The organism is Arcicella gelida (genome assembly GCF_034931025.1).
Lineage (GTDB): Bacteria > Bacteroidota > Bacteroidia > Cytophagales > Spirosomataceae > Arcicella > Arcicella gelida.
Genome location: NZ_JAYGIL010000019.1, coordinates 41,465 through 67,007, shown reverse-complemented (window position 1 = coordinate 67,007; position 25,543 = coordinate 41,465). Strand labels below are relative to the sequence as shown.

Annotated in this window: 17 protein-coding genes; 6 read left to right on the top strand and 11 right to left on the bottom strand. The window is 33.5% G+C overall.

Features of this window, described 5'->3' with window-relative positions:
• Positions 1-70: 70 nt before the first annotated feature.
• Positions 71-760, bottom strand: coding sequence for a helix-turn-helix transcriptional regulator (locus tag VB776_RS15080; protein ID WP_323697564.1), 690 nt, complete (start codon positions 758-760; stop codon positions 71-73).
• 390 nt (positions 761-1,150) lie between these two features.
• Here VB776_RS15080 and VB776_RS15075 point away from each other — a divergent pair, with 390 nt between their 5' ends.
• On the top strand, positions 1,151-2,812 hold the full coding sequence (locus VB776_RS15075) for a helix-turn-helix domain-containing protein (protein WP_323697563.1): 1,662 nt from the start codon (positions 1,151-1,153) through the stop codon (positions 2,810-2,812).
• Between the two features lie 140 nt (positions 2,813-2,952).
• Positions 2,953-3,309 (top strand): LytR/AlgR family response regulator transcription factor, encoded by a 357-nt coding sequence (locus VB776_RS15070; RefSeq protein ID WP_323697562.1) that lies wholly within the window; start codon positions 2,953-2,955, stop codon positions 3,307-3,309.
• Between the two features lie 178 nt (positions 3,310-3,487).
• Here VB776_RS15070 and VB776_RS15065 read toward each other — a convergent pair whose 3' ends face one another.
• The 6 genes from VB776_RS15065 to VB776_RS15040 all read right to left on the bottom strand — a co-directional run bounded on the left by VB776_RS15065 (position 3,488) and on the right by VB776_RS15040 (position 15,033).
• Complete coding sequence (locus VB776_RS15065) at positions 3,488-4,063, bottom strand: hypothetical protein (protein ID WP_323697561.1); 576 nt, start codon at positions 4,061-4,063, stop codon at positions 3,488-3,490.
• A 35-nt stretch (positions 4,064-4,098) separates the two neighbouring features.
• A complete protein-coding gene (locus VB776_RS15060; protein ID WP_323697560.1) occupies positions 4,099-5,736 on the bottom strand; it encodes a SusD/RagB family nutrient-binding outer membrane lipoprotein in 1,638 nt (545 codons plus the stop codon).
• Between the two features lie 65 nt (positions 5,737-5,801).
• Complete coding sequence (locus VB776_RS15055; protein WP_323697558.1) at positions 5,802-8,990, bottom strand: SusC/RagA family TonB-linked outer membrane protein; 3,189 nt, start codon at positions 8,988-8,990, stop codon at positions 5,802-5,804.
• A gap of 456 nt (positions 8,991-9,446) precedes the next feature.
• The gene (locus tag VB776_RS15050; RefSeq protein WP_323697557.1) at positions 9,447-10,793 is read right to left on the bottom strand and encodes a RagB/SusD family nutrient uptake outer membrane protein; all 1,347 of its coding nucleotides are present in this window, start codon (positions 10,791-10,793) and stop codon (positions 9,447-9,449) included.
• Positions 10,794-10,813: 20 nt separating this feature from the next.
• Positions 10,814-13,927: a SusC/RagA family TonB-linked outer membrane protein gene (locus VB776_RS15045; protein WP_323697556.1), complete on the bottom strand. Its 3,114-nt coding sequence runs from the start codon at positions 13,925-13,927 to the stop codon at positions 10,814-10,816.
• A gap of 353 nt (positions 13,928-14,280) precedes the next feature.
• Positions 14,281-15,033 (bottom strand): patatin-like phospholipase family protein, encoded by a 753-nt coding sequence (locus tag VB776_RS15040; protein WP_323697555.1) that lies wholly within the window; start codon positions 15,031-15,033, stop codon positions 14,281-14,283.
• Between the two features lie 115 nt (positions 15,034-15,148).
• Here VB776_RS15040 and VB776_RS15035 point away from each other — a divergent pair, with 115 nt between their 5' ends.
• From VB776_RS15035 to VB776_RS15025, 3 genes are all read left to right on the top strand, one after another.
• The gene (locus VB776_RS15035) at positions 15,149-15,994 is read left to right on the top strand and encodes an MBL fold metallo-hydrolase (RefSeq protein WP_323697554.1); all 846 of its coding nucleotides are present in this window, start codon (positions 15,149-15,151) and stop codon (positions 15,992-15,994) included.
• A 175-nt stretch (positions 15,995-16,169) separates the two neighbouring features.
• Positions 16,170-16,916: an FKBP-type peptidyl-prolyl cis-trans isomerase gene (locus VB776_RS15030; protein WP_323697552.1), complete on the top strand. Its 747-nt coding sequence runs from the start codon at positions 16,170-16,172 to the stop codon at positions 16,914-16,916.
• Positions 16,917-16,932: 16 nt separating this feature from the next.
• Positions 16,933-19,089 (top strand): carboxy terminal-processing peptidase, encoded by a 2,157-nt coding sequence (locus VB776_RS15025; RefSeq protein ID WP_323697551.1) that lies wholly within the window; start codon positions 16,933-16,935, stop codon positions 19,087-19,089.
• A 292-nt stretch (positions 19,090-19,381) separates the two neighbouring features.
• Here the strand turns inward: VB776_RS15025 and VB776_RS15020 are convergent, their stop codons facing one another.
• The 4 genes from VB776_RS15020 to VB776_RS15005 form a co-directional block, all read right to left on the bottom strand.
• Positions 19,382-19,813, bottom strand: coding sequence for a GNAT family N-acetyltransferase (locus VB776_RS15020; protein WP_323697550.1), 432 nt, complete (start codon positions 19,811-19,813; stop codon positions 19,382-19,384).
• A 58-nt stretch (positions 19,814-19,871) separates the two neighbouring features.
• On the bottom strand, positions 19,872-20,756 hold the full coding sequence (locus VB776_RS15015; protein WP_323697548.1) for a hypothetical protein: 885 nt from the start codon (positions 20,754-20,756) through the stop codon (positions 19,872-19,874).
• Positions 20,756-22,051, bottom strand: a complete 1,296-nt coding sequence (locus VB776_RS15010; protein WP_323697547.1) for a DNA cytosine methyltransferase — start codon at positions 22,049-22,051, stop codon at positions 20,756-20,758. Before VB776_RS15010 ends, VB776_RS15015 begins: the two co-directional genes overlap by 1 nt.
• Positions 22,052-22,219: 168 nt before the next feature.
• Positions 22,220-24,457 carry a beta-N-acetylhexosaminidase gene (locus VB776_RS15005; RefSeq protein WP_323697546.1) on the bottom strand — a complete coding sequence of 746 codons (2,238 nt, stop codon included), beginning with the start codon at positions 24,455-24,457 and terminating at the stop codon, positions 22,220-22,222.
• 185 nt (positions 24,458-24,642) lie between these two features.
• Between VB776_RS15005 and VB776_RS15000 the strand changes: the two genes are divergently transcribed.
• On the top strand, positions 24,643-25,509 hold the full coding sequence (locus VB776_RS15000) for a DUF3822 family protein (protein ID WP_323697545.1): 867 nt from the start codon (positions 24,643-24,645) through the stop codon (positions 25,507-25,509).
• The last annotated feature ends 34 nt before the right edge of the window (positions 25,510-25,543 follow it).

Below are 25,543 nucleotides of genomic sequence, written 5' to 3'. Positions count from 1 at the left end.
GATGATGCAAATAAAACAGTCACTACTGACAACCCTATGTCAGTGATTTTTCAAGAATTTTAAATATAATTTAATAATTTACTGGAAGTAGTTTCATATAATCAGCCAAAGGAATATGGTCGTTTTTTTGAAAAGGAATTTGAGTGTTTTTAACATCTAAAATTCTGGATACTCTGAAATCACGATAAGTATTTCGCTTATAACACCAAGCAATTAAATGCCAATTAAAGGCATAAAAAACTAAACCGATAGGTTCTGCTCGGCGATGACTAATTTCGTCTTTGTTATTTTTATAATCAAAATCAATGATTGTTTTAGCAGAGATAGATTGTTGTAAATCAGATAAGTACTCATAATTCTGTTCAATACAAGGTGAAATTTGATATTTAATATTATCTGAAAGTAAATCAATTTTATCTTTTTGAGCATTCGGCAATACAGATTTTACTTTATTTAAAGCATTAGAGTAATTTTTTTGGATAGACTTATCAGTAAAACGATAAACGATAGATTCCATTAAAAGCAAGGCATTAGCTTCATCACTCGTCAAGGAAATAGGGGGAAGAAAGAAACCTTGGACGATAAAATATCCTTTGTTTGGTTCAAAACCTAATGGAATTCCCGACTCATTTAAAGCTTTTAAATCTCTGTAAACAGTACGAACACTGATTTGAAATTTCTCAGCAATTTTTTCAGCTGAAGTATATTTTTTTGATTGTAAAAAAGTGAAAATACCGAAGAGTCTATCAATACGATTCATGGAAAATTAGTTTAGATTAAGCAGATGAATTCAAATTTAGAATAAATAATTTGTTGTCTAACAATTATTTATTCTAAAAAAATGTGTTGTATAAGGCTGATTTTATCAGTGCCTTTCCTCAAGAATGAATTGTTATCTACATGTAAATTAAAAAATAACATAAAAATAAATTCTTGCTTAAGTAGGCTTTTTTTTTCGATTAAATAATTGTTTAAGCGTTCATCTTTAGTATCTTTGTTGAAATAACACACTAAAATATAAATCATACTGTAAAGGCACATTCGTGTTTAAATACAAGGCTTTTAACTAACCTAGATTAGGTTTAAAGTATTGGAATTTAAGTATATGTGAAACTTATACTATGTAATTTGAATCCGAACTAAGTAATAAATGTTAATCTCTCAATTTCTTAAAAGAATTGTTTTGTTAATTGTATGCTTTTATTTTACTGGGTTAAGTGCATCAGCCAAAGGCATAGATTTATCGAAAAATTCTTTTCCCTTAGATATTTCTTCTTTAGTAGAATATTATGAAACGAATGACGGCACGCTCACTCTTCATGATATTCAACACAGACCATTTATTACTCATACCCAAAAAGCAATTCATTTTGGTTTTTCTGATATTACAAGTTGGTTTAAAATTACTTTATATTCTTCAAAAACTGGAAATTGGTCTTTTGAATGTGAAAATCCATTAATTGAGTATTTTGATGTTTTCATCCCAAATGGAAATAAATTTGATATTAAAAAAGGAGGGTGCTTTGTGGCGAAAGAAAATAGGAATTATCATTATGGCTCAAATCATCCAATTATTCTTTTTCCTTTATTAGCAAACGAACCCAAAACATTTTATATAAAAATTACTAGCCAAAGAGGTTTTTATACAAAATTTCTAGTGATGCCAGAAAAGGCTCAAGTAATTAAAAGCCGTTCTGATGACCGTAGAAATTGGTTTTTCGATGGAATTCAACTTTTTGGGAATCTATTGATTGGAATCATTGCTTTTTTCTTATTCAAAACCAATACCTACAGAGTTTTTGCCTTTTATTCATTTTGCATTTCTATTACTGTATTAGGATACCATGAGTCACTTGGAGATTTATTCACCAGTAATCCAATGCTATCATCACTTATCAATACTTTTCCTTATCGACTTTTAGTTGTTCCTGAAATCATTTTAACATTTTATGTTTTGCCTATCACTACGCAATTTCCAAGATGGATAAAATGGTATTTATACCTCATTATACTTGCCACTTTCATCTTGCTTTTTGGAATATGTGTTGATTATAATTGGAAATGGGTAAAAATGAATGTTTGGAATTCTGTGCTTGCAGAACTTACAATTCTTTTACTTTTTGCTTATGCATACTATAAAAAAATCAAACTTGAAGGATACTTTGTCTGCTCTTTTTTATTCAGTTTTTTGGGTTTTTTATTTCTACAATTAAGGTTGCTTCAAGCCATTGATTTCGGCTGGATTCATCATATTATTTTCTTTGCTGAAATGTCAAAAATTGTATTTTTCATATTTTTAGTCTTTCATTTTTTTAAACGTATCCAGCCTGAGAAAATAGAAGCTGAAATGCCAATATTGATAAATACACTTCCTGATTTTTCTGTCGAAGGATTAGGCGAAAAAAGTGATGTTGATAAAGAACCAAGTAAAAAAACTAAGTTAGATAAGGTTCTCAAAATGACAAATGGAGAGCTTGTTTTAAATCCAACTAATGATGTTTTTTTACAAAGAATAGATGAAATAATTGAAAATAAGCTTTCTGATAGCACTTTCAATATTGTTGATTTGGCAGACGCATTGAATTTGAGTACAGTTCAGTTGAGAAGAAAGCTAAAGACACAGACCAATCAAACAACGGTTGAATACATCAGAAATTACCGATTAAAGAAAGCTGCAGAGTTATTAAAAAATCGTAGCGGAAATATTTCTGATGTTGCCTTTCAAGTAGGTTTTGAGAGTCTTTCATATTTTACAAAGGTTTTTCAAGAATTTTATGGAAAATCTCCTTCAGATTGGTTGAAAACGCATTAATAGTACTTTACCTAGTATTGGTTGTTCAAAATAGTACTTTTTTGCTAAAATGTACTAAATGAGCTAATTTTTGTCGATTTCGAGCTAATAACCTAATAACTAAAAATTGCATTTTTGTAATAGTAATACTTGCCAAGATTATGAAAAAATTATACCTAACAAAAAGTAGTCAAATCGCTCTAAACGAAATTTTATATTTAAAGAGTGATGAAAATTATACGACTGTCCATACCACAAATCAAGAACGTTTGCTTGTGGCTCGTACTTTAAGAGTGATGCAAGAAAGGATAAATGATGAATTCACATTCATACGTATCAGCAACAATCATGTAGTGAATATTGCATTTATGAATGGTTGGAGAAAGGAGGATAAAAAATTAGTGATAATTCTGGAAGATGGGCAAGAATTAATAGTATCAAGAAGAAGAATAAGTGAATTCAGAGAAGCCATTAGAAAAACCCCTAAGGCAATTTTATTGAAGAAGACAGCAAGATAAAGTTAAATACATAAAGACATCCTAAATTAATGTCATCGTCTCTCAAAAACCTAACACACCCAAAGTAGAATCTAGTTTTATGGATTCTTTGCCTGCTAATAAAGTTTTACTTTAGTGGCAGGTTTTTTTATTAAAGGCATCACCCAAAACAAATGTTTCGGGTGATGCCTTTTTAATACTACTGCAAAACGTTTACTCTGTAAAAGAATGGCGAGCTATAGAAAGCTCCACCAGTAATGTTTGCTCCAGTATTAGCAGCATTGTAGGTCTTACCATTAGTAAGTTTCATAGTGCCAGTAATTTCAAAGCGGTCTCCTGCCGTAATATCTCCTATAGCAAGTTTAGATGCTGTTAAAGCTTCTGTTCCTGTTACTGTAATTGTTGCTCTAGGATAGCCTGTAATTGCATCTTTAGTAAATGCTGAAGCAAGGATTGTTTTAAGCGGGAGTATTGACGTAGTTTTTGTGCCATTTGAAGCTGTAGCATCCACAAATTTTACAAACAATTCATAAGATGCAAAGTCTGCTCCTTTGTTTGGCGTTACAGCCTCAGCAACAATCTCCATTTTTGTACCACCCATGTCTGTAATTTTATAGTTGAAGGTAGATGCTGCAACAGGGTATGGACTTACTGTGCGAATATATCCACCAGTTTCAAGTGCATCTAAATCAATTGGTTCAACTATTTCGGTTTTACAAGCTATTATTACTAGCCCGCAAATCATTAAAATTGAATATTTTAAAATGTTTTTCATGATATTTTAATTTTAAGGAAATTCAAAAGCTAATATTATTTGAATAATGTTGCAGGATTATTATCCCAGAATACCGGAGAAGTCATATTTGCCTTTTGCTTTACATTTGCATTTCTTCCTACAAAAGAAGTAGGATAATAGAAAGACCTGATAAATGCACCTGGATTTGCGTCTAAAGCTGGTTGTAAATTTTTAGGCATTCCAGTTCTTCTGTACAAATTGTAAGACTCAATACCATTACCATATAAAGCAAAATAATATTCATTCGCTACGATGTTAAGTCTGTCAGCATCTGAGGTAGCAGAAGAATAAGCACTTAATACTGCTGTTACATAATTATTTACCTCATTCGCCCACACAATATTATTTGCGGCTTCAAATGTTGCGATTTTTCCTCCTTCAGCAGAAGCTAACATAAAAGTACGTACATCAGTCATTGATTTACGGATAGCAGATTCAAGAAGTGTTTTGGCATCGCCAGTAGTACCCAATGTAATGGCAGATTCAGCCAACATAAAGTCTGTAAATGAAGACATAAAAATTGGGTGAATCCCAGCACCAGCGGCACCAGCAACTAATGCCACAGGTTTGCCATTATCATTATCATATTGCCCTCCAGCAGGGTATAATCCCCAAGCAGTTCTTCTTAAGCCATCTGGTGGAATACCTTCGTTGCTCAAATGGTCACGTCCCCAATAACCAACGGTGGTTGGTAAGCAGTAGTAGTCTGTTGCTGCATAGTGGTTTGGTTTTTGGTTTGTAATACAACGAATTTCATTTACATCTTTAGAGTTCACGATAACCTGACGATAGAAGTAAGAACGAATTCTTGGGTCTTTTTTATCGTACATAGTTCCCATGTAGGCATTAGACTGATAATCTCCACCACCTGTTGAAGAGTATTGACCAGCATATCTTGGGTGTCTATTATCTGGGTTTACTTGGTTAATACCGAATTTGAAAGTGAAATTTTGTGAGGTAGCTGATATTAATTTTCCGCCAGCAATTAGACTATTGATTGCCGTTCTTGAACCTGCGGCATCAATCAATCTTTTATTCAATAAAATCTTCAATTTCAAGGTATTTGCAGCACGAATCCAGTTATCAACATTACCTGAATAATATAAGTCTGTTGTTAAACCAGCTTTAGATTTAGCTCCGAAGTTCTCAATAGCTTTATCAACATCAGCCAAAGCAGCAGTGTAAATTGAAGCACCACCATCAGTTTTAGGGTTGAAATTACTCGCATCCAAAGCCTCTGAATATGGGACATCACCAAAAGCATCAACTAAGTTTACCATTACTGAAGCTCTAAGAAAACGAGCCATACCAGCATGAACAAAGAATTCCCCTTTTTCAGCTAAAGGAATGAGCGTTTTGATGTCGTTCAAAATACCAGCATAAGCAGTAGTCCAAGTTCCATCAAGACCACCCGGAGTAACAGCATTATCATAAATGGCAGCTCCTGCATTCAACATTCTTGTTAATCGCATTCCTGGGTCACTTAGTTGGTTAAAATGACCTGAGTAACTAATCTGGATTTGACTCGCTAAATAGTTTATATCGGTATTTCCAGTTGTTACTGCGTTTGGATTGTCAAGTAAGTCGAGTTTACACGAGCTTACCAGTATGGCTGACAAAACAAACAAATATTTTATGAATTTATTTATCATCTTTTTGTGAATTATAATGAAAAAATATCATTAATTAAGATTCTCTAAACAATGTCTATTGTTGTTTAGAACGTCAATTTCAATGTTCCTCCAAGTCTTCTAGAGCTTGGGCCAGTCAAGAATTCAAAACCTAAACCATTACCTACACCCAAACCTAAATTGTCTGTATCAAGATTCAGTCCTTTTGGAATGTGTAAAGCTTTGTACCATAGGTTATTACCCGATAAACCTATACTTGCACCTTTGATGCCAAGTTTACCCAAAAACTTTTTAGGGAGGCTATAAGATAATGATACTTCTTGCAAACGTATCGTTGAACCATCGTAGATTCTACCTTCATCACCAAAGAAATAAACGTTGTTGAAGTTAATATCAGAACCTGTTACTTGGATGTCGTTCGCAGAACCATCTGCTTTAACACCAGGGAAGATAAAAGTTTGAGCTCTGTCATAACCTGTTTCACTACCTGATTCAATTGTTAAACCACGACCTAATAATGCACCCGCAGAAGATGAGTACATTGCTCCGCCATGACGATAAGAAACCATTACGCTCAAGCTCAATCCTTTGTAATTGAAACCATTAATCATACTAGAAACAAAGGCAGGGTTAGGATCACCAAGTATTACTGGAGAAGTAGTAGCCTGTAAGTTTCCAGAACCATCAATTAATAATTGACCAGCTGCATTTCTACGGAAACCAATACCTTTAATTACGTTAAATGGCTGCCCAACGATAGCATAATTACCCAATGATGAACCAAAACCTGTTACTTGTACTTCTTGTATCGTTCCACCTAAATCTAATACTTCTGGTGTATTGCGTGAGTACGTTAAAGTTACGTCCCATGAGAATGGACCTTTTACAACAGGTGTTCCTGTTAAACTGAATTCAATCCCTTGGTTTCTGATTTTACCAACGTTAATTGTAGTACTTGTATAACCTGTTGAAGCATCCAAAGGAGCACTCGTAATCAAGTTTCTAGTATCTCTACGATATACAGTAAGATCGAAGCCAATTTTGTTGTTGAATAATTTACCTTCTAAACCTAATTCTGTTTCAGTATGTAATTCAGGCTTTAGATTTGGGTTACCTAAACTATTATCCACTGAGTGCGTTTGAATCGGAGAAGACGTTAACCAACCTCTAGCATTTTGATTTAAGATATTTCTTGTTTGATAAGGGTTAGGGAAACCAGCAGATGTACCCACGCCAACTCTAAGTTTCAAGAAATTAATGGCATTACTACTAAAGTCTTTGAAAGCACTTGTAGGAACAAATGAAAGACTGGCAGATGGATAAAAAATTCTACGGTTTTCAGCCTCTACTGTAGATGTCCAGTCGTTTCTTCCTGCAACATTTAAGAACAAATAATTGTCATAATCTGCAGTAACTTCACCGAAAATACCATAACGAGTTTGTTCTACTGTACCGTTTGAAGCTACGTTATCAATAAAGTTAGAGTGACGGAATAAATTACGAGCTAATTGGTTCTGGCTAGTAATGTTATAAAACTCGAACTGGTCATTTCTCATGTTTCCACCAAGTTTACCCGAAAGGCTTAATCTATCAGATAATGTTTTGGTATAAGAAAGAATCATTGAGTTATCCCAAATTGTATTCTTGAAGTTTAATGTATTGTAAAAACCATTCACAAAAGATACACCACCTTTGTTTAGTAAAAACTCTTGCGTTTCATCATAAGTATCTAAACCGATTTTATAAATCAAAGCAAGTTCTTTAGTAATGTCTAAATTGAATGAAGTTGCAGAAAAGAATCTGTTTACAACACCAGTGGTTTTGTAGTTATTTAATATCCATCTTGGGTTAGGAATATCGTTACCACTTCTGAAATATACAGAACTACCATCTACAGGGTTTTCGTAAGGCCAGCCCATTAAATCTACTTGGCGTGGAGTAAACATTACGTTTGCCAACACTGAAGGGAAGTCATTCGCATTATTACCTTGTCCAGCACTTAATGGAGGAGACGTTTGATCAGTATTAGAGAAATTAAATGAAGTATTAGCCGTCAATTTTTTTGATAATTGAGCGTTTAACCCGAGACCTAAATTCAATCGTTTCAAACCATTGTTTGGAATGTAGCCCTGTTCGTTGTTGTAACCCGCCGATACGTTATAACTAACTTTCTCTCCACCTCCTGAAATGTTCATAGAAGTATTAGCAATAACACCTGTACGGAAAAAATCACTAACGTTGTTAGGGAAGAATTGCATGGTATAAGGAGTAACGGATGCTACATACGAAGCCATTGCATCTCTAGCAGCAGCGTTAGTTAAAAATGCGTAAGGGTGAGTTGTTAGTGCTGTGTTAGTATTCTGTGAAGCATAGTTTTTCGCTTCTTCCAATGAAGGTCCCCAGTTACTAAAGAAGTACCCTAAGTTTTGTTGAAAACCACCCACATAAGAATTTTGGTATCTAGGTAAGTGAGCAGTATTGGTAAAAACAGATTGTGTGATAGAGTATTCTGTTTTTCTAGCTTTTTTAGTGCCATTTTTAGTAGTAATCAAAATTACACCATTTCTACCTTGGTCACCATAAGTAACTGTAGCAGCCAAACCTTTCAATACTGTTACGTTTTCGATATTGTTTGGGTCAATATCAAGAAAACGGCTTGAAGACGACTGTCCACCACCTGTAAAACCACCACGAGTGTTGGTATTAGAGTTAAAAGGTACGCCATCAACTACAAATAAAGGCTGTACAGAACCCGTAATTGAAGAATAACCACGAATCGTGATGTTTGTACCAGTACCAGTAACTCCTGAAGTTGAAGTGATGTTCACACCGGGAATTTTACCTTGAAGTACACGACCGATGTCTGATTGAGGTTTGTCTTCAATAACCTTTTTGTCTAACGAAGTAACAGAATAACCAAGTGCTCGTTTTTCTCTGACAATCCCTTGTGCTGTTACTACTACCTCAGATAATTGTTGATTGTCACTAGTAAGCTGTACATTAATAACAGCTTGACTACCTACTGCGACTTCCTTAGGGGCGAAGCCAACAAATGTGAATCGGATTGTGCCACCTGAACTTACTGGGAGAGAGTAATTTCCATTAGCATCAGTGGTTGTTCCTTTGGTACTACCTTTCAATTGAACAGACACTCCTGGAAGACCTGAGCCATCCTCGGCTGCGGTCACTTTCCCTGTTACTTTTCTGTCTTGTGCATAAATACCTACGCAACAAGTCATCATAACGAGGAAAATCGTTAGTAATTTTTTGTTCATTTAATAATTTAGTTTTGGTTTAATTTAGTTTAATGATATTGTGTTATTTCTAATAGTACCTAATTTAAAAAATTGTACTTTACCAACCAAGCAAATATTAAAATTATTTATAATATCTGTAATAAATTGCTTGTGTTTTTAATAAAGAGCAATTGAGAGTCATTTTATGAAGATACATTTATTGTATTTATTCGACTAATGTGAATATTATTATGATATACATCCTTTTTCTGTAGATGAATGAGAGCGAGAAGGATTGTAAAAAGTACTTAGTTTAAGTATTGGAAAAATACTTAAATGAAAATTATGATTTGATTGTGAATACTTAATTTGTACTTTTTTAATAATTGAAAAATTAAGTATTTATAGAGTCAAGCTGAGTAGATTTAGAATATAAACAAAAAAACCACCCTAATTAGGGTGGTTTGAGGCAAGCTAATAATGGTAAGCGGATGATTAATAGCCAGAATTCTGTACTAATGACTTATTCGTGTCTATTTCTCTTTGTGGAACTGGGAGTACTAATGAATTGGCATTATAGTCAACAGCACCTACCTTTAATTTATTTCTTTTTATGTCAAGATAATTACTTCCTTCAAATGCTAATTCAAGTCTTCTTTCTTTGATGATATCAGACAAAGTCAAGCTAGCTAGATTATTTGCTTCTGCTCGTGATCTAATTAAATTAATATCAGATAAAGCAGTTGCACCTATTGAAGTACCTAAGCGAAAGTTACATTCTGCTCTGGTCAAATACATTTCTGATAAACGGATAATCGGTAAGTCTGCATATCTATCTGCAAATTTCAAAGTAAATACATTTCTATTGAGAACATTGAAGAATTGGCCTCTAGTGTCTTCAGGCGAATATAATGCTAAATGTTTCGATTGAACACGTATGTCTCCACGTCCTTGGTTAGAAGAAGACGCATAGAATGTATTTAAATCATTAACACCGTCTTGGTCTGTAACTATAATTCTGAAAATTAACTCTTCAGCGTTAGCATCGTCATTGAAGGCATCTTCAAAAGTAGGAGCTAGGCTGTGTGTACCAGAAGTAATTACTCTGTTAGCAGCATCACGAGCTAAAGCGTAGTTTCCTTGAGCTAAATATACTCTTGATAATATTGCTGTTGCTGCGTTTTTTGTGGCAAATCCAGTATTTGTTAATGATGAAGGTAGCAATTGTTCAGCTTTAGTCAAGTCTTCTAATACTTGTGTGTAAATCTGAGCCACAGTAGCACGAGGACGACTATCGTCACTTGTAATACCACGTGTAGGTGTTAACACCAAAGGAACTGCTAGGTTAGTGTTGTTGTCGCCATCACCCCAAAATTTACCGTATAAATTTACTAGTTCGAAGTATAAAAGTCCTCTAATAAAACGAGCTTGTCCTTCTACAGAAGGTTTTTCAGCTTGATCCACTTTATCAATAGCCGAAAGTACATTGTTTACTCTGTTAATGGTATTGTAACTATCCATCCACAAATTTGTGATATCACCATTTGTTGTACTGATTGTTTTTCTCCAAATTTCATCTAAGGTAGTAAAAGTACCACCAAAGACAACGTCTCTGTCATCTACCAATAGTTCTTTGATATACTGGTTACCACCACCAAGGACGTTTCCATCACTCAACCCATCATAAGCACCCACTAAAGTTACTTGTACATCTTTTGATGTATTAAGGGCTGCTAATTCATCAATACTAACTTTGGGGTCAATATCAAGTTCTTTGTCACAAGCTGTAAAAGTGTTTAAAGCTATGCTTGCAATCAATATATTTTTTATTGTCTTATTCATATTATTTTCTTCAATTAAGATTAAAAACCAAGATTAATACCAAATGTAATAGTACGAGCCTGAGGTGCTGTATAAAAGTCATAACCTTGAGCAATATTTGAAACTACATCATCAGCATTTACTTCAGGATCCCAGCCAGTGTATTTAGTTAATGTAGCTAAGTTCTGAGCAGATACATACACTCTCATATTATTGATTTTGGCCTTACTTAATATACTTTTTGGAAGGTTATAAGCAAAAGTAACTGTTCTTAAACGTAAGAAAGAGCCATCTTGGATAAATCTGCTAGAAGGCTGTGCACCGTTATTAAAGAATAAACGTGCTTCAGGAATATTAGTATTTCTATTATCGACTGTCCAAGCATTTAATTGATCTACAGTTTGATTATCTTCAAAACGACCATTTGCTGAAGAATATCTACCCACACCATAGAAGTTAATTTCATTACCTAATTGACCATTAATAAAAATACTTAAATCAAAACCTTTGTAGCTAAAAGTGTTTGTCATACCACCTGTCCAATCTGGTAATGCTTTTCCTACTACTACTCTTTGCGCTTGAGTGTAAACATTTGTAGTAGAACGATCAATAGAACCGTCAGCATTTTTAGTGTTTTTATACCATAGAGCATCTCCATTGGCAGGGTCAACACCAGCATATTCTGCTGTAAAGAATGTACCAATAGGTTCTCCTTCTACTGCACGGCTCATGTTATTTAACCCACCTTCAATAATTTGTCCTTGAATGTTAGTTACTTTATTGGCATTTCTAGCAATGTTAATGCTTGTTTTCCATTTGAATTGACCAACTAGGTTGTCTGAATTAATTACAAATTCAATTCCTTTGTTTTGTAATTTACCGATGTTTCTTGTTTGAGTAGCAAAGCCAGATGAGCCTGGTACGTTAACATTCAACAAAAGGTTTGAAGTATTCTTTTGATAAATATCAACTTCACCAGAAAGACGATTATTGAAAAAACCGAAATCAACACCTAAGTCAAATTGGTCAGTAGTTTCCCAACTTAAATCTGGATTGGCTAATTGAATAGGTCTTTGTCCAGGAATGGTTCCATATCCAGCATCACCAGCATACAAGCCTCTCTGAGGGAAGTTGATAGTATTGGTAGAAGCTCCACTACCATCTGCACCGATTTCAGCATTACCAGTTCTACCAAAACTTGTACGTACTTTTAAGAAACTTATACTTTTGTTATTTTTTAAGAATTCTTCTTCAGATACTACCCAACCTAATGATGCAGCAGGGAAGAAACCGTATCGTTGATTAGTACCAAATCTTGAAGAACCATCTATACGTGCACTTACACCTAACAAATAACGGTCGTTGAACTTGTAGTTTGCTCTAGCAAAATATGATAAGAAACTGAATGCAGTTTCAGATGAATTGCCATCTGTTTTGCGTGCCGCTGCAAAGATTGTTTGGTATGAATCTGAAGGGAAATCTTGCCCTTCAATGAAGTGACGTTTTGTTTCAGATTTTTGGAAAGAGAATCCAAGCGTTGCATCAAAGATATGCTTATCAAAAGCTTTGGTATAACCGAGGAAATTGTTTGTATTGAAGTTTTCGACACGTACAGTTCTTGAACGACCTAAGCCACCTGGAACACCAGTATTTCGAGCTGTCAATGAATTATAAAATTGTTCTTCTAATTGGCTCAAAACATCAACACCATACTCTGAACGCAAGAATAAATCTTTTGTAATTTTTAACTGTCCATAAACACTACTAATTGTACGGTTTACTGTTGTATTATAAAAGGCATTGCCGATATTAACGAGTGGGTTGTAATAATACGGGATACTTGCATCACCTGGAAGTGAACCCGTTGGTAAACCTGTACTAGGGTCTGTAGAAGGAGTCATTGGCGGTAATGCCACCATTTGCATTGGGTTGTCAAACTGACGGTCACCCGACAAACGTTTGTTCAGCGTTCTTGACATCGACATATTAATACCTACCTTGAATCTATCTGTCAAAGCATGTTCTAAGTTCATACGACCAGTTGCTCTTGTCAAGGCGTTTCCAACTAGAATCCCTTTTTGGTCAAGGTATTGACCAGACATAAAGATAGATGTCTTTTCAGAACCGCTAGTGATATTCATATCATACTGGTTCATGGGTGCATCCTGATAAGCTAAATCACCCCAATTAGTAGAAGTTTGTTGAGGAGTACCAAAAGTGCCAAGACTTTGTGTTACATAGAAATTTTCCATGTAAGAAGTATATGAGTCTGGGTCAGCTTGATCTAAGTCATCAATTCTATCAGAATTTGCTGCTGCTTGTCTGTAGAATTTAACATACTGTTCTGTATTGAGAAATTGCAATTTTTTGGTTGGTGTACTTGAACCAACTTGGTATCCAAAATTGACTCTCGTCTGTCCAGCCTTACCTTTTTTAGTAGTAATGATAATTACACCATTAGCTCCACGAGCACCATATATTGCAGAAGCAGCAGCATCTTTCAATATATCCATTGACTCAATATCTTGAGGGTTAATATCTGCTAATGGGTTAGTTGAACCAAACTGAAAAGATAAATTATTAGTTGTTAAAGGAATACCATCAATTACAAATAATGGCTGTGTATTTGCAGAAATAGAAGATTGCCCACGAACGTTGATACGAATACCTTGTCCTAGTTTACCACTACCAGCATTTACAAGTACGCCTGCCGCTTTTCCTTGAAGAGCTTGATCGAATGTTGGAACTGGCATATCTGCAATATCAGAAGATTTTATTTTAGCTACATTACCAGTCATGTCACGTTTGATTTGTGTACCATAACCAACAACTAGTACTTCTTCCAATGATTTAACATTTTCCTTTAGGGAAACATTGATAATAGATTTACTACCAATTTCAACTTCCTGTGGAACAAAACCAACAAAACTAAAAATTACTGTTTTTTGAGTACTAGAAACGCTCAATGAATAGCTACCGCTAGCATCTGTTTGAGTGCCTTTAGAAATCCCTTTTATTTGAACTGTTACTCCTGGTAAAACAGAGCCATCGCTTGCTGAAGTTACCTTTCCTGAAATGCGACGATCCTGAGCCATCATGCTCAAAGAACATCCCAAAAACAGAAGTAGATTGATAAATAATAAACGTTTGTTCATGAAATATTGGGGTTAATTGATTAAAAAAATAGTTTGTGAATTGTACTTTTCTATGTATTTAGTTTTGGGTTTCTTAGTTTGGTAAAGTTTTACTATTTGAATGAAAATTATTTTTTGTAAAATTTCTAAAAAAAGGATTGTGAAATGTGTTTTTTAAGTGTCTTTTTTATGAAAAAATGAAAATCAAGTATGATAATTTAGTTGATTTTTTGATAAAATTGAAATTTTAGGTTTTTTATGTTGCAATTAGTAGCAGCGAGGAGAGTTGTGCTAAGTTAAAAACACTTTCGGATATTATCAATATAAAATCTAATAAAAAAATATTTTTTGTATTTTTTTTATATTTAATTATCCTAAAATATATTTTCTGTTAAAGATAATGACTTGGTATATTCATACCCGACTTTGAAAATATCATTTGCTTTACGAATATCCTGAGGGTCAAAGTTTTTAAGAAGAGGCGGTTCTATAAGTAAATCGCATAGTGCTAGGCGACTTTTTGAGTTGTTGTTAATAGCTAAAAAAAGTGATTTTTGAACCATAGAAGCCATTGATTTTGGTAATTGGTTCATTCCATAAGGGTTACAGTGGCTACCAATAATGAAATCATATTTCCCTTTTAACGGTTCAATGGGCATATTGTTTAAAATTCCTCCATCCAACAAAGTCTGATTGTTCATGATGATAGGCTCAAAAAGTCCTGGAATACAACATGAAGCCATTACTGGCTTTAGTAATTCGCCACTAGAAAAGTAAATACTTTCACCAGCATACAGATTGGTAGCATTAATGGTAAGCGGAATTTTTAAATGTTCAAATGAATTATGAGGAATGTATTTTAAATAAGCTTCTTCAGCTTTTTTCATATTAAGCAATCCCACTCTACTCCAAGCAGGTCTTAATGCTCTTAGTGTATTGGTTGAAACTACGATTTCAAAAATTTTATCGGGCGAGTATCCCGCAGAAAACATTGCACCAGCAATAGCACCAGCACTACAACCCGAAATTGCCGAAATTTCTATATTTTTTTCTTGTAAAGCTTTTAATACACCAAGATGAGCAATACCTCTGGCGCCGCCACCTGAAAGAACTAGACCGATTTTCATAGTTTTAGATTGTTTTTTGCTTGAGACGATTTGTAATCCGTTCGTGTAAAATACTTCTCAAAGTAAGCAACTTCTTATAAATTGCAAAGCTTATTGAAACAAAATCATATTAAGAATGAAATTACATACTATCGATGCAGGGAATTTTAAATTAGATGGTGGGGCAATGTTTGGAGTAGTTCCTAAATCTTTTTGGCAGAAAACTAATCCTGCTGATGAAAATAACCTTTGTTCATGGGCAATGAGGTGTTTATTAATTGAGGATGGAAATCAGTTGATTTTAATTGATACAGGAATGGGTGATAAACAGGATGCCAAATGGCAAAGTTATTATTATCGACATGGGGAAGGCGATTTAGTGAAATCTATTCGAGCAAAAGGATATACAGAAAATGAAGTGACGGATGTTATTTTGAGTCATTTGCATTTTGACCATTGTGGTGGTGCTGTAAAATGGAATACTGATGGAACCCATTTTGAAATGACTTTCCCCAATGCTCGTTATTGGACTCACTCAGCACATTTTGACGCTGCAATTCATCCGAATCAAAGAGAAAAAGCTACTTTCTTTAAAGAAAATATTTTGCCAATTCAAGAGGCTGGACAATTGTTTTTTACGGATAAAGTAACTGAAAAGCCATTTAGTAATATTGAAATCTTGACGGCAGATGGACATACAGAAAAAATGTTAATGCCACTGATTACTTATCAAAATAAAAAAATACTTTTCATTGCAGATACTGTTCCTTCACAATCACATATTCCTATTCCTTATGTGATGGGCTACGATGTTCGACCACTGCAAACGATGGAAGAAAAAAGTGTTTTGTTGAATCAAGCTGTTGAAAATGACTGGATTTTATTTTTCGATCATGACCCAACGGTTGAATGTGCCAGTATTAAAATGACAGAAAAAGGCTTTAAAGTAAAGGACAATGGAAGATTGGATGCTTTTCTTTGATTTCTATTTCCCAAAGTGAAATAATTTTGTTGCATCAATTTTCGTTATTAACTTTAAGAAATATAAAAATAAGTTTATTTATATAATTTCTAATTCAAACAAAATATCTACTGAATTAAGGGCGAATCGTTCAGGGGTATTTTAAAATTTTAAGATTGATTCGTTCCTAAAACAGATGAAATTAAAGAATATCTTACTTTGCTCAAGCGTAGTTTTGACTCCATTTTTTGTAAATGCACAAACTAAACCAACTGCTAAAAAAGTAGCTGTAAAACCAAAAACAACAGCCGTTAAACCAGCTAACACCTCAACACAATCAATTGCTTTGGCATCCTTAAAAGATTCAGCTAGTTATGGACTAGGAATTTTGGTGGCACAGAATTTTAAGATGCAAAACATTGAAATCAATGCAGAACTTTTGCAAAAGGGTTTCAACGAAGTAATGAAAGGAGCTACCACGCCAATTACAGATATGCAGGCGAATCAGTTACTTCAAAAGTATATGCAAAAAGAACAATCTAAACAATTTGAACCAAACAGATTGGCAGGCGAGAAGTTCTTGGCAGAAAACAAAAAGAAAGAAGGCGTTGTTACTTTGGCGAGCGGTTTACAGTATCAGATTTTGAAAAAAGGTGATGGTCCAATCCCAACAGCGAGTGATAAAGTAAAAACTCATTATCACGGAACATTGATTGATGGAACCGTGTTTGATAGTTCAGTAGATAGAGGAGAACCAATTTCATTTCCAGTTACAGGTGTAATTCAAGGCTGGGTAGAAGCACTTCAATTAATGCCTGTAGGTTCTAAATGGAAATTGTTTGTTCCTTATGAATTAGCATATGGTACTCGTGGAAGTGGCCCAACAATCAAACCATATTCTACTTTAGTATTTGAAGTAGAATTGTTGGGTATTGAAAAATAGACTAATGAAAAATAAGATGATGAAATACTTTCTTGCTCTTGTGCCAATTTCGCTGCTTGCGTTTTTTGGTTTACAGTCCTTCTCGCACAATAATAGTGTTCTTTCTGGAGCAGATTATAAATTTGCGGCTGATGATTTACAACCGACTGCTACTCAAAAGAAAGTCGAGAACTTAGTGACTGAAATCCTAAGTAATTATCATTATCGTCGTGTGCCTTTGAATGACTCACTTTCTTCTAAAATCTTCGATAATTATATCAAAGAATTAGATTTCAATAAAATGAATTTCACTGCTGCAGACATTGCAGACTTTGAGAAATTTCGTTTTCAATTGGATGACCAATTAAGAAATGGAGAATTGACTGCTGCTTACCAAATCTATAATGTATTTAGAAACAGAGCTAAAGAGCGTTTTGCTTTTGTCGCTTCTGTGTTATCTAAGCCTGTAGATTTTAAAATGGACGAAACTTATACACCTGATCGTGAAAAAGCTTCGTGGGCAAAATCTAAAGAAGAATTAGATAATATCTGGAGAAAAGCTGTAAAAAGTACTTTACTCGATTGGAAAATAAGCGGTAAAGCAGATACTTCTGCCATAAAAGATTTAAGAGAGCGTTACAAGCGTACTGAAAAGTACTTTGATAAAACGAAGAGTGAGGACGTATTTCAACAGTTTATGAATTCCTTCACCGAAAGTGTTGACCCACATACTACTTACTTTATTCCTAAAACTGCTTCTAGTTTCAATCAAGAAATGGCACAATCTTTCGAAGGAATTGGTGCTACGCTTAGAAACGAAGGCGATTATGTAATGATTGTAGATTGTATCGTTGGTGGACCAGCTTTCAGAAGTAAATTATTGAATCCGAAAGATAGAATTGTTGCCGTAGCACAGGGCGATGATAAACCATATCAAGATATTGTAGGTTGGTTTACTGATGATGCTGTGAAGCTCATCAAAGGCCCTAAAAATACAGTAGTTCGTTTGAAAATCCTTTCAAGTGATGCACCGATTGGTTCAGTCCCAAAAGAAGTACGTTTGGTTCGTGAGAAAATTAAACTTGAAGACGGAACGGCTAAAAAAGAAGTATTGAATTTTAACCGTGATGGCAGAGAATTCAAATTAGGATTGATTACCATTCCACTTTTTTATCGTGATGCCGAAGGTGCAAGAAATGGCGAGCAAGGTTATAAAAGCACTACAGCTGACGTGAAAAAATACTTGAACGAATTGAAAGCTGAAAAAGTGGACGGAGTAATTGTTGACCTTAGAAATAACGGCGGTGGTTTCTTGAACGAAGCGGTTAGTTTAACAGGTTTGTTTATTTCGCAAGGGCCAGTTGTGCAACGTCGCCAATCAGACGGTGAAATTAGTGTTGAAAACGATAGAGACCCATCTATTACTTATGATGGTCCAGTTACTGTATTGGTTAACCGTTTTTCTGCTTCTGCTTCAGAGATTTTCGCAGGTGCTATCCAAGATTACAAACGTGGTTTAGTAATTGGTGAACAAACTTATGGAAAAGGAACAGTTCAAAGTTTAGTTGATTTAGACCGTTTCTTGAAAGGAGAACCAGAAGGAGTAGGGCAATTGAAAATTACGATGGAAAAATTCTATCGTGTTACAGGTAGCAGTACTCAACACAAAGGTGTAACGCCTGATATTGAATTTCCTTCGTCTTTTAGTGCTTCAGAATTTGGAGAAAGTTCTCAGCCAAGTGCTTTGCCTTGGGATATGATTGCCTCAACCAAATATTCGCCAACGACAGATGTGAATGAACAAGCGGTTGTAAAATTGAAAGCTTTGTATCAAGATAGATTAAAAACGGATGCTGATTTGAAAAAATTGGTAGCTGATATTAATTATTATAAAAAGGCAAAGGAAAAGAAAACTATCTCTTTACAAGAAGACAAACGTCGTAAAGAAATAGAAGATCAAAAGAAGAAAAATTTAGCAGATTTGGGAGATGAGTTGACAAGTGCTACAGAAAAAGAACCTGAAAAAGTACCAACAGATTCAACAAGTATTGCTCAGGCTAAATTGAAAATTTTGAAAGAAAGAAGAAGCAAAGATACTTATCTAAAAGAAAGTGAGAGAATTTTGACGGATTTTATCTTATTGAATCCAGTTACTCCTCAGATAAAACTTACTAATGTTGATAAGAAGAAGTAAGGTTGTTTTAAAAACAGATAAAAAATCCACTCAAAAACTGAGTGGATTTTTTATTTAAAGAGAAAAATTCAAAAAGAACTTGAAGGCGTGAGTAAATCTTAATTGATTATGTTGATTTAATGATACTTAAGTGAAAATTTTAATCTTTAAAATAAAGAATATCAGAAAAGCGTTTTCTAAAGTATTTTAAAAGAAATTCAATCATAATATTTTTCTTGGGATGAGATTTACTAGAATAATACTTTCTTACTTGATAAGTTTTAATCATATTGACACTGTGTAACGAATAATATTATACACTTTTATTTAGTTCAAAAAGAATAAAAGTGCCATTGTCAGTTGCTCCTTTTCCTTTTTCTTCAAAACCTTTTCTTTGGTAGAACTCTACGGCTTTAGTATTGTTAGACAAACATTTCAATTTGATAGGTAACCCAAATTTATCAATGACAGCTTTTATTAATACTGTTCCAACTCCTTGATTTTGATGTTTTTCGTCAATAAATAAATGATGAATAAAGTTGTCTTCTGCCCAAACAGTAATAAATCCAACGATTTTGTTGTCTTCCTTAGCTACAAGTATGTATTCTCCTGCTGTTTCTATGTCGAAATCGGCAATGGAAAATAAAGAAGTATTTAGCCAAGTAAAAGTATTTATTCTTTCTTGAAGGAATAATGTTCTTAAAGCTGGCAAATCTGTTGGTTTACTTTCTGAGATGAGTATCATTTTTAAATAGTTAGCCTTTTTCAAAATCTAAAAAAGAGGTTTGGCAGAGGCTAAAGTATTATTCAATTAGTTTAGATAAATTATATCTAAGGATTTCTTTTTCATTTTCAGTCATTCTATCATTGTGTTCTAAAAGTTTTAGAGCCAATATTCGAATAGTGTTATTAAACCACTTTTCATTTTTCTTTTTATTTACTGATAAAATAACATCTAACCATTCTGATGCTAGATTGTCTTGCCAGTCAGTAAGAAATTTGATTTTATCTTTGTTGATGTCTGTAATACTTTCAATTGTCAAAGTATCATTTTCAACTTTCCTATATTCTTTATTCCAAGCTAATAGAGTTTTAAATCCAACCTGAGGTCTTGGACTTCTATCAGGGAAAGGTAATTGTTCATTTATAGCATTGATATAAAAGCCAGTTGCTACAGTTACTTTTTCTTTATCTCTTTTAATAAAAATAACCCATTCATAAGGTGAAACTTGTTGAATACTTGAACCAGGTATTATATCGCCCTTCGTTGATTTTAATTCTACAGATTCAAAATAAATATTAACACCATCAGTAATCTTTAAGTATAAATCTGGGTTTGTATAAACTGATTTTTTAGATTCATTAATTTGCTTTTTTTGTTCAAATGTCAGTTGTTCTGGTAATAAAACATCTGTTATTTTGTATTGCTTTAAACTATCTATATCAATAAAATGCTCTTCTGAATCAATTTTTATGATTAAATGTTTTAATTTACTTGCTAAAATGTCACTATGAGTTGACAAAAAATCTTGAAAGTATATTTTCAGATGTTCGTCAGTATTAGCTTCTTCCGACTGAAATTTTAAATCGCTAAGTCTATTAGGGGAATGATTCAATATGTTTTCAATGGTGTAGAAATAGACCATTAAAAAAGAATTCAGTAAACTTTCTTTAGGAGTAAAAAACATTATTGTATTTGGTTTATATTTTCAGAATTAAAATAGAAATCCCAGTTAGATTCTATTTTTTTTGCGATATGATATGCTAAAAGTGGAGGAACTGCATTTCCTACTAATTTGTATCCAATTGAAGGACTTAAAGCAAACTTTGTTTTTTTATCATTTAATGGAATAACAAAATTAAAATCATCTGGAAATGTCTGAATTCTTGCACATTCTCTCAAAGTAAGTCTTCTTTCTTTATATCCTTTTTCTAATTCTTTAATTTTATTTCCTCCATTTTCAATATTAAGCCTTCTGTACTCAATATTGCCGTGATGTTCTGACCGAATTGTTGGTGCAAGTTTATCTAATTCAATTTCTTTTTGTCCTTGACAATGAATACCCATAAATTTTGCTTTTGAATAGTAGCTTTGTGATAAATCAGAAGTTTCTTCTGGTTCTTTTAAATCTAATAACACTTCTTTACTTTTTGTAAATGTTGTCATTAAATGTTCAACAGATGAATAGTGAATTTCTCCATTTAATCTGTGTGTCGCTATTGGGTATGGGCTGTATTTTTCTGAAATGTCTTTTTTTGATAATTCTTCTAAAGCTTTTTTAGTTAGGGCAGATTTTTTGAAGCCAATAAAAATAATTCTTTCTCGTGATTGTGGCACTCCGTATTGTCCAGCGTGCAAAATTTTAGGAGATAAGACTAAATAACCATCTCCATTAATGTTCGAAAAATCAGATTGAATAATTTCTTTAACTTCTCCTAAATTTGCTAAACCTTTTACATTCTCAGCAATAAAAATGTTGGGCAGAGTAATCTCAATAACCTCTTTCATCCACATATAAAGTTTTCCTCTTGTTTCTTCGGTTGGAATGTCTTTGCTTGCAATGTGACCATTATGGTCTTTATGAGAATCAAATCCTTTTCTTTTACCAGAAACACTAAAGTCTTGACAAGGAAAACCACCTGTAACAATATCTACTTTTTCTGGAAATACTTTTTTATTTCCACTTCTATATTCTTTTACAATATCTACAATACTAGCAACCTTAAAGGTATCAGCAATGTCATGTCCTCGTTTTTTAGAAAAATAATCATTCCATGCTATTTTGGCTTGTTCACTTATATCATTGGCAAATTTTGTTTCAAAAAATGTTTCTTTTAAATAATAGTAATGGGTGTCCTCTTTTTGAATCCAGTCTTTATGAATAGCTGTATTTATTGTTGCTTTTGGAATTTTAAACCCTCCCTCAAAGCCTATATCCATTCCACCACAACCAGAAAAGAGAGATAATAAGTTTTTTTTCATTGTTTATGTCCTAAAGATATTTCACTTTTGTTTTTACAATCATTAATATTTTACTAGACAAAATTAATCCAATTGCTTCAATTGTGAAATGTTTTATAGAATTGATAATGAGGCTTTTCAAAAACAGTACTGGCTTTAAATTCGCCAGTACCAGTTTTCTATTTTATCTTACTCCACCACAATCTCATCTACAAACAACCAAGGTTTGTCGCCTGCACCAGTTGTATTAGCTGGAATTGTACCAAAAGAATGTGCAATGATTTTGATAAATCTTACTGATTGTTGATTGAAGGTTACAGGTAATGTTACAACACCTTCTTGTTGAGGGACGGTTAATTTTTGAGAAGTAATCTTCGTGAAGTTAATACCATCATTTGAACCTGAAATTTCTACTTCTGATGGAATCCAAATCCAACTAGATGGTTTATGGAAAAAACGGAATGTTGCTTTTTGAATGGAAACGTCTTTGCCGAAATCTAAAGTACCTCCAAAATCTAAACCATTCCAACCCAACCATTCTTCATCGCCAAATCTGCTTTCTCCGCCAAACATACCGTTGGTTAAAGCTTTTGCACCACCACGATTATATCGTTGGTCGGCAGGAGTATCTAAATTAATTACTTTTCCTGTGGCTTTGTTATAAGTAATTCTTCTTGTGATTTCATCCACTAATTTACCTTTCATTACTGTAGCAGCTTTTACTGTACTACTTTCACGAATGTCGATTGGGCTTTTATATTGAGCAGATGCTAAGGTCGGACTCGTTCCATCTAAAGTATAATAAATAGGAGTGTTGCCATTATCACAATTGAAAGCCAATTGAATAACATTGTCTGCCGTGGTTGACATACTCGTTTTGATTTCATAAAAATGTTTGGCGTAATTTACTTGACGATAATCCATTCTATTCAAGTAAGGGCTTAGACGGTTCAGGAAATCATTATAATTTCTGGATTCTTTGGTTGACCAATCTACTTCTGCTAAAGCAACTGCTCTTGGAAAAGTCATGTATTCCACATGCGAACCTACAGGTACTTGTTCTGTCCAAAGATTTGCTTGTCCGCCTAAAATGTATTTTTCTTCTTCTTTTGTTAACCCTTCTGGAATAGGTTCAAAACTATAAATTTTTGGCAAATTAATAAATCCACTAAACGCTAAAGGTTCATTTGGGTCTTCGGATTGATAATAATCTAAGTAACAATGTGAAGTAGGAGAGATGATGGCTTGATGTTTCAATTTAGCAGCCGTTCCGCCACTTTCTATACTTCTCCAAGCCATTACGGTTGCGTTGGGTGCTAAACCACCATCCAAAATTTCATCCCAACCAATAATTTGTCTGCCTTTTTGATTAACGTGTTGCTCGATACTTTTAATAAAATCACTTTGTAGTTCATCAATACTTTTCAAGCCTTTTTCTTTGATTCTCTTCTGACAATTTGGACATTTATGCCAAGCCGTTTTTGAAGCTTCATCACCGCCAATATGAATGTATTTACTTGGAAAAATATCCATTACTTCGTCTAAAATATCATTGACAAAAGCAATAGACTCATCTTTCGGACAAAATTCTCCTTGAAACAAAAGCTGTTTACCAGTGCTATCCAAACAAGCAAATTGCGGATAAGCTACCAAAGCGGCGTTTGAATGAGCAGGAACATCAATTTCTGGAATAATCGTGATGAATCTTTCGGCGGCATATTTTACGATGTCTCGCATTTCTGCTTGTGAATAAAAGCCTTCGTTGGTTGGCCATTGAGGTGATTTTGCTGTGTGAAGTAAAGGATATTTTTTACTTTCAAAACGAAAAGCTTGCCCGTCGGTAAGATGCCAATGAAAACGATTGAGCTTTAATGCTGCCAATTCATCCAAGTACTTTTTAATAAAATCTACTGGCATAAAATGACGAGAAACATCTAACATGATACCTCTGTACGGAAATCTTGGAGCGTCTTCAATCGTCAAAGCTGGAAGTTTACAATCTATTTTTGAAGTAAAAATACTCTTTTCAATTTCAGCAGGTAATAATTGTAAAATACTTTGTACAGCATAAAATACACCAGAAGGAGTGGCAGCTTTGATGCTAACTTTTGAAGGAGAAATCGTTAAAAGATAAGCTTCTGGATTTTGAAGACTTTTATCCAATTCAACCACAATACAATTTACTTTAGTGATTTTTGATTGAAAGCTTAGATTGATACCTGCTGATTTTTGTAATTTCTCAGTGAGTGGCTTTAAAGCACTTTTTGTTTCAGCATTGTTAGTAAGGTCGATAATTTTTGTTTCTTTGTTGATATGAAAGAAACCTTGCTTTACACTAAGATGTTTTGGCAATGGAATAATATTGACTTGTGCAAATACTTTGCTAAATGAACAAAGACAAAGGAGGAAAAGAATGATACGATTCATTTTAAATTGGATTGAAGTATTGTTGAATGAAATACTTGTGGATAACTACTAAATTGAGAAGTAGAAATTTATAAAAAAATACTTATTAAAACTTGTCAACATTAAAATGAATGGCTTCTGAGGATAATCTTTAATTAATGGAGATAGAATCGTATTTTTGTAAACATTATTTTAATTAATTCCTTTTGAAAACAAATACTTTACATATTTTAACGAAAGTGAAATTCATTTCTCCATATTTTGATGCTAAGAAAATCACTCATTATCAATTGAGTATAGCGTTGTCGGAGACGTATTTTCATTATTGGGTAAAAGATTCGCTTGATAATTCACTGCTTGCTTTAGAGAGTTATCAATTGCCCGTTGAACCGCATTGCCATTCGATAGTTGCCAATTTAGAAATCATTTTTGCCGAACATGATTATTTGAAATCTTTGAAATGGAAAAACGTTTATATTTCAATTGATAATCATTCGTTTACATTGTTGCCTTTGTCGCTATTTAGAAAAGAATACACGAATAAGTATTTACAATTGGCAAAAGGAAAAGTAATTGAAACGGAGGAAGAAGTAAGAGTAAAAACACATGCTGATTTAGGCATCATCAATATTTACAGTAACGATCGTCAATTGTTCAATTGGTTTGAAGAGGTTTATCCACTTTTGAATGTAGAATATCAACATTTTGCTAGTCAGTTGATTGATTTTGCAGTGCGTTCTAGTAAAGCACAAACAGCTTTTCTGCATTTTGGAAAAGATAGTTTTACGATGGTGATTTCGATTAATGGTACTTTAAAGTTTTGTAATCGTTTTCATTATAAAACTTCAGAAGATTTAGTTTACTACGTACTTTTTGTAATGAGTGAACTAGAAATTGAACCAGACGAAATATTTATTAGATTGTATGGAAATGTTGATGCTGAATCGGTTGATTATTTATTGTTAAATCAGTACTTACCTAAAGTGAAAATTGGAGATATAATCCATGAAAATCTATTAGAAAACCAAATAGAGGAACATCGTTATATTGGAATTTTTAGCGTTGAATTTTAAGCTTTGCCATTCAGCAATCACAATTAGAAAATAT

Bases quoted from the DNA above. Each gene is read 5' to 3' on its own strand.
- VB776_RS15080 (WP_323697564.1), bottom strand. From the start codon at position 760: ATGAATCGTATTGATAGACTCTTCGGTATTTTCACTTTTTTACAATCA.
- VB776_RS15075 (WP_323697563.1), top strand. From the start codon at position 1,151: ATGTTAATCTCTCAATTTCTTAAAAGAATTGTTTTGTTAATTGTATGC.
- VB776_RS15070 (WP_323697562.1), top strand. From the start codon at position 2,953: ATGAAAAAATTATACCTAACAAAAAGTAGTCAAATCGCTCTAAACGAA.
- VB776_RS15065 (WP_323697561.1), bottom strand. From the start codon at position 4,063: ATGAAAAACATTTTAAAATATTCAATTTTAATGATTTGCGGGCTAGTA.
- VB776_RS15060 (WP_323697560.1), bottom strand. From the start codon at position 5,736: ATGATAAATAAATTCATAAAATATTTGTTTGTTTTGTCAGCCATACTG.
- VB776_RS15055 (WP_323697558.1), bottom strand. From the start codon at position 8,990: ATGAACAAAAAATTACTAACGATTTTCCTCGTTATGATGACTTGTTGC.
- VB776_RS15050 (WP_323697557.1), bottom strand. From the start codon at position 10,793: ATGAATAAGACAATAAAAAATATATTGATTGCAAGCATAGCTTTAAAC.
- VB776_RS15045 (WP_323697556.1), bottom strand. From the start codon at position 13,927: ATGAACAAACGTTTATTATTTATCAATCTACTTCTGTTTTTGGGATGT.
- VB776_RS15040 (WP_323697555.1), bottom strand. From the start codon at position 15,033: ATGAAAATCGGTCTAGTTCTTTCAGGTGGCGGCGCCAGAGGTATTGCT.
- VB776_RS15035 (WP_323697554.1), top strand. From the start codon at position 15,149: ATGAAATTACATACTATCGATGCAGGGAATTTTAAATTAGATGGTGGG.
- VB776_RS15030 (WP_323697552.1), top strand. From the start codon at position 16,170: ATGAAATTAAAGAATATCTTACTTTGCTCAAGCGTAGTTTTGACTCCA.
- VB776_RS15025 (WP_323697551.1), top strand. From the start codon at position 16,933: ATGATGAAATACTTTCTTGCTCTTGTGCCAATTTCGCTGCTTGCGTTT.
- VB776_RS15020 (WP_323697550.1), bottom strand. From the start codon at position 19,813: ATGATACTCATCTCAGAAAGTAAACCAACAGATTTGCCAGCTTTAAGA.
- VB776_RS15015 (WP_323697548.1), bottom strand. From the start codon at position 20,756: ATGTTTTTTACTCCTAAAGAAAGTTTACTGAATTCTTTTTTAATGGTC.
- VB776_RS15010 (WP_323697547.1), bottom strand. From the start codon at position 22,051: ATGAAAAAAAACTTATTATCTCTCTTTTCTGGTTGTGGTGGAATGGAT.
- VB776_RS15005 (WP_323697546.1), bottom strand. From the start codon at position 24,457: ATGAATCGTATCATTCTTTTCCTCCTTTGTCTTTGTTCATTTAGCAAA.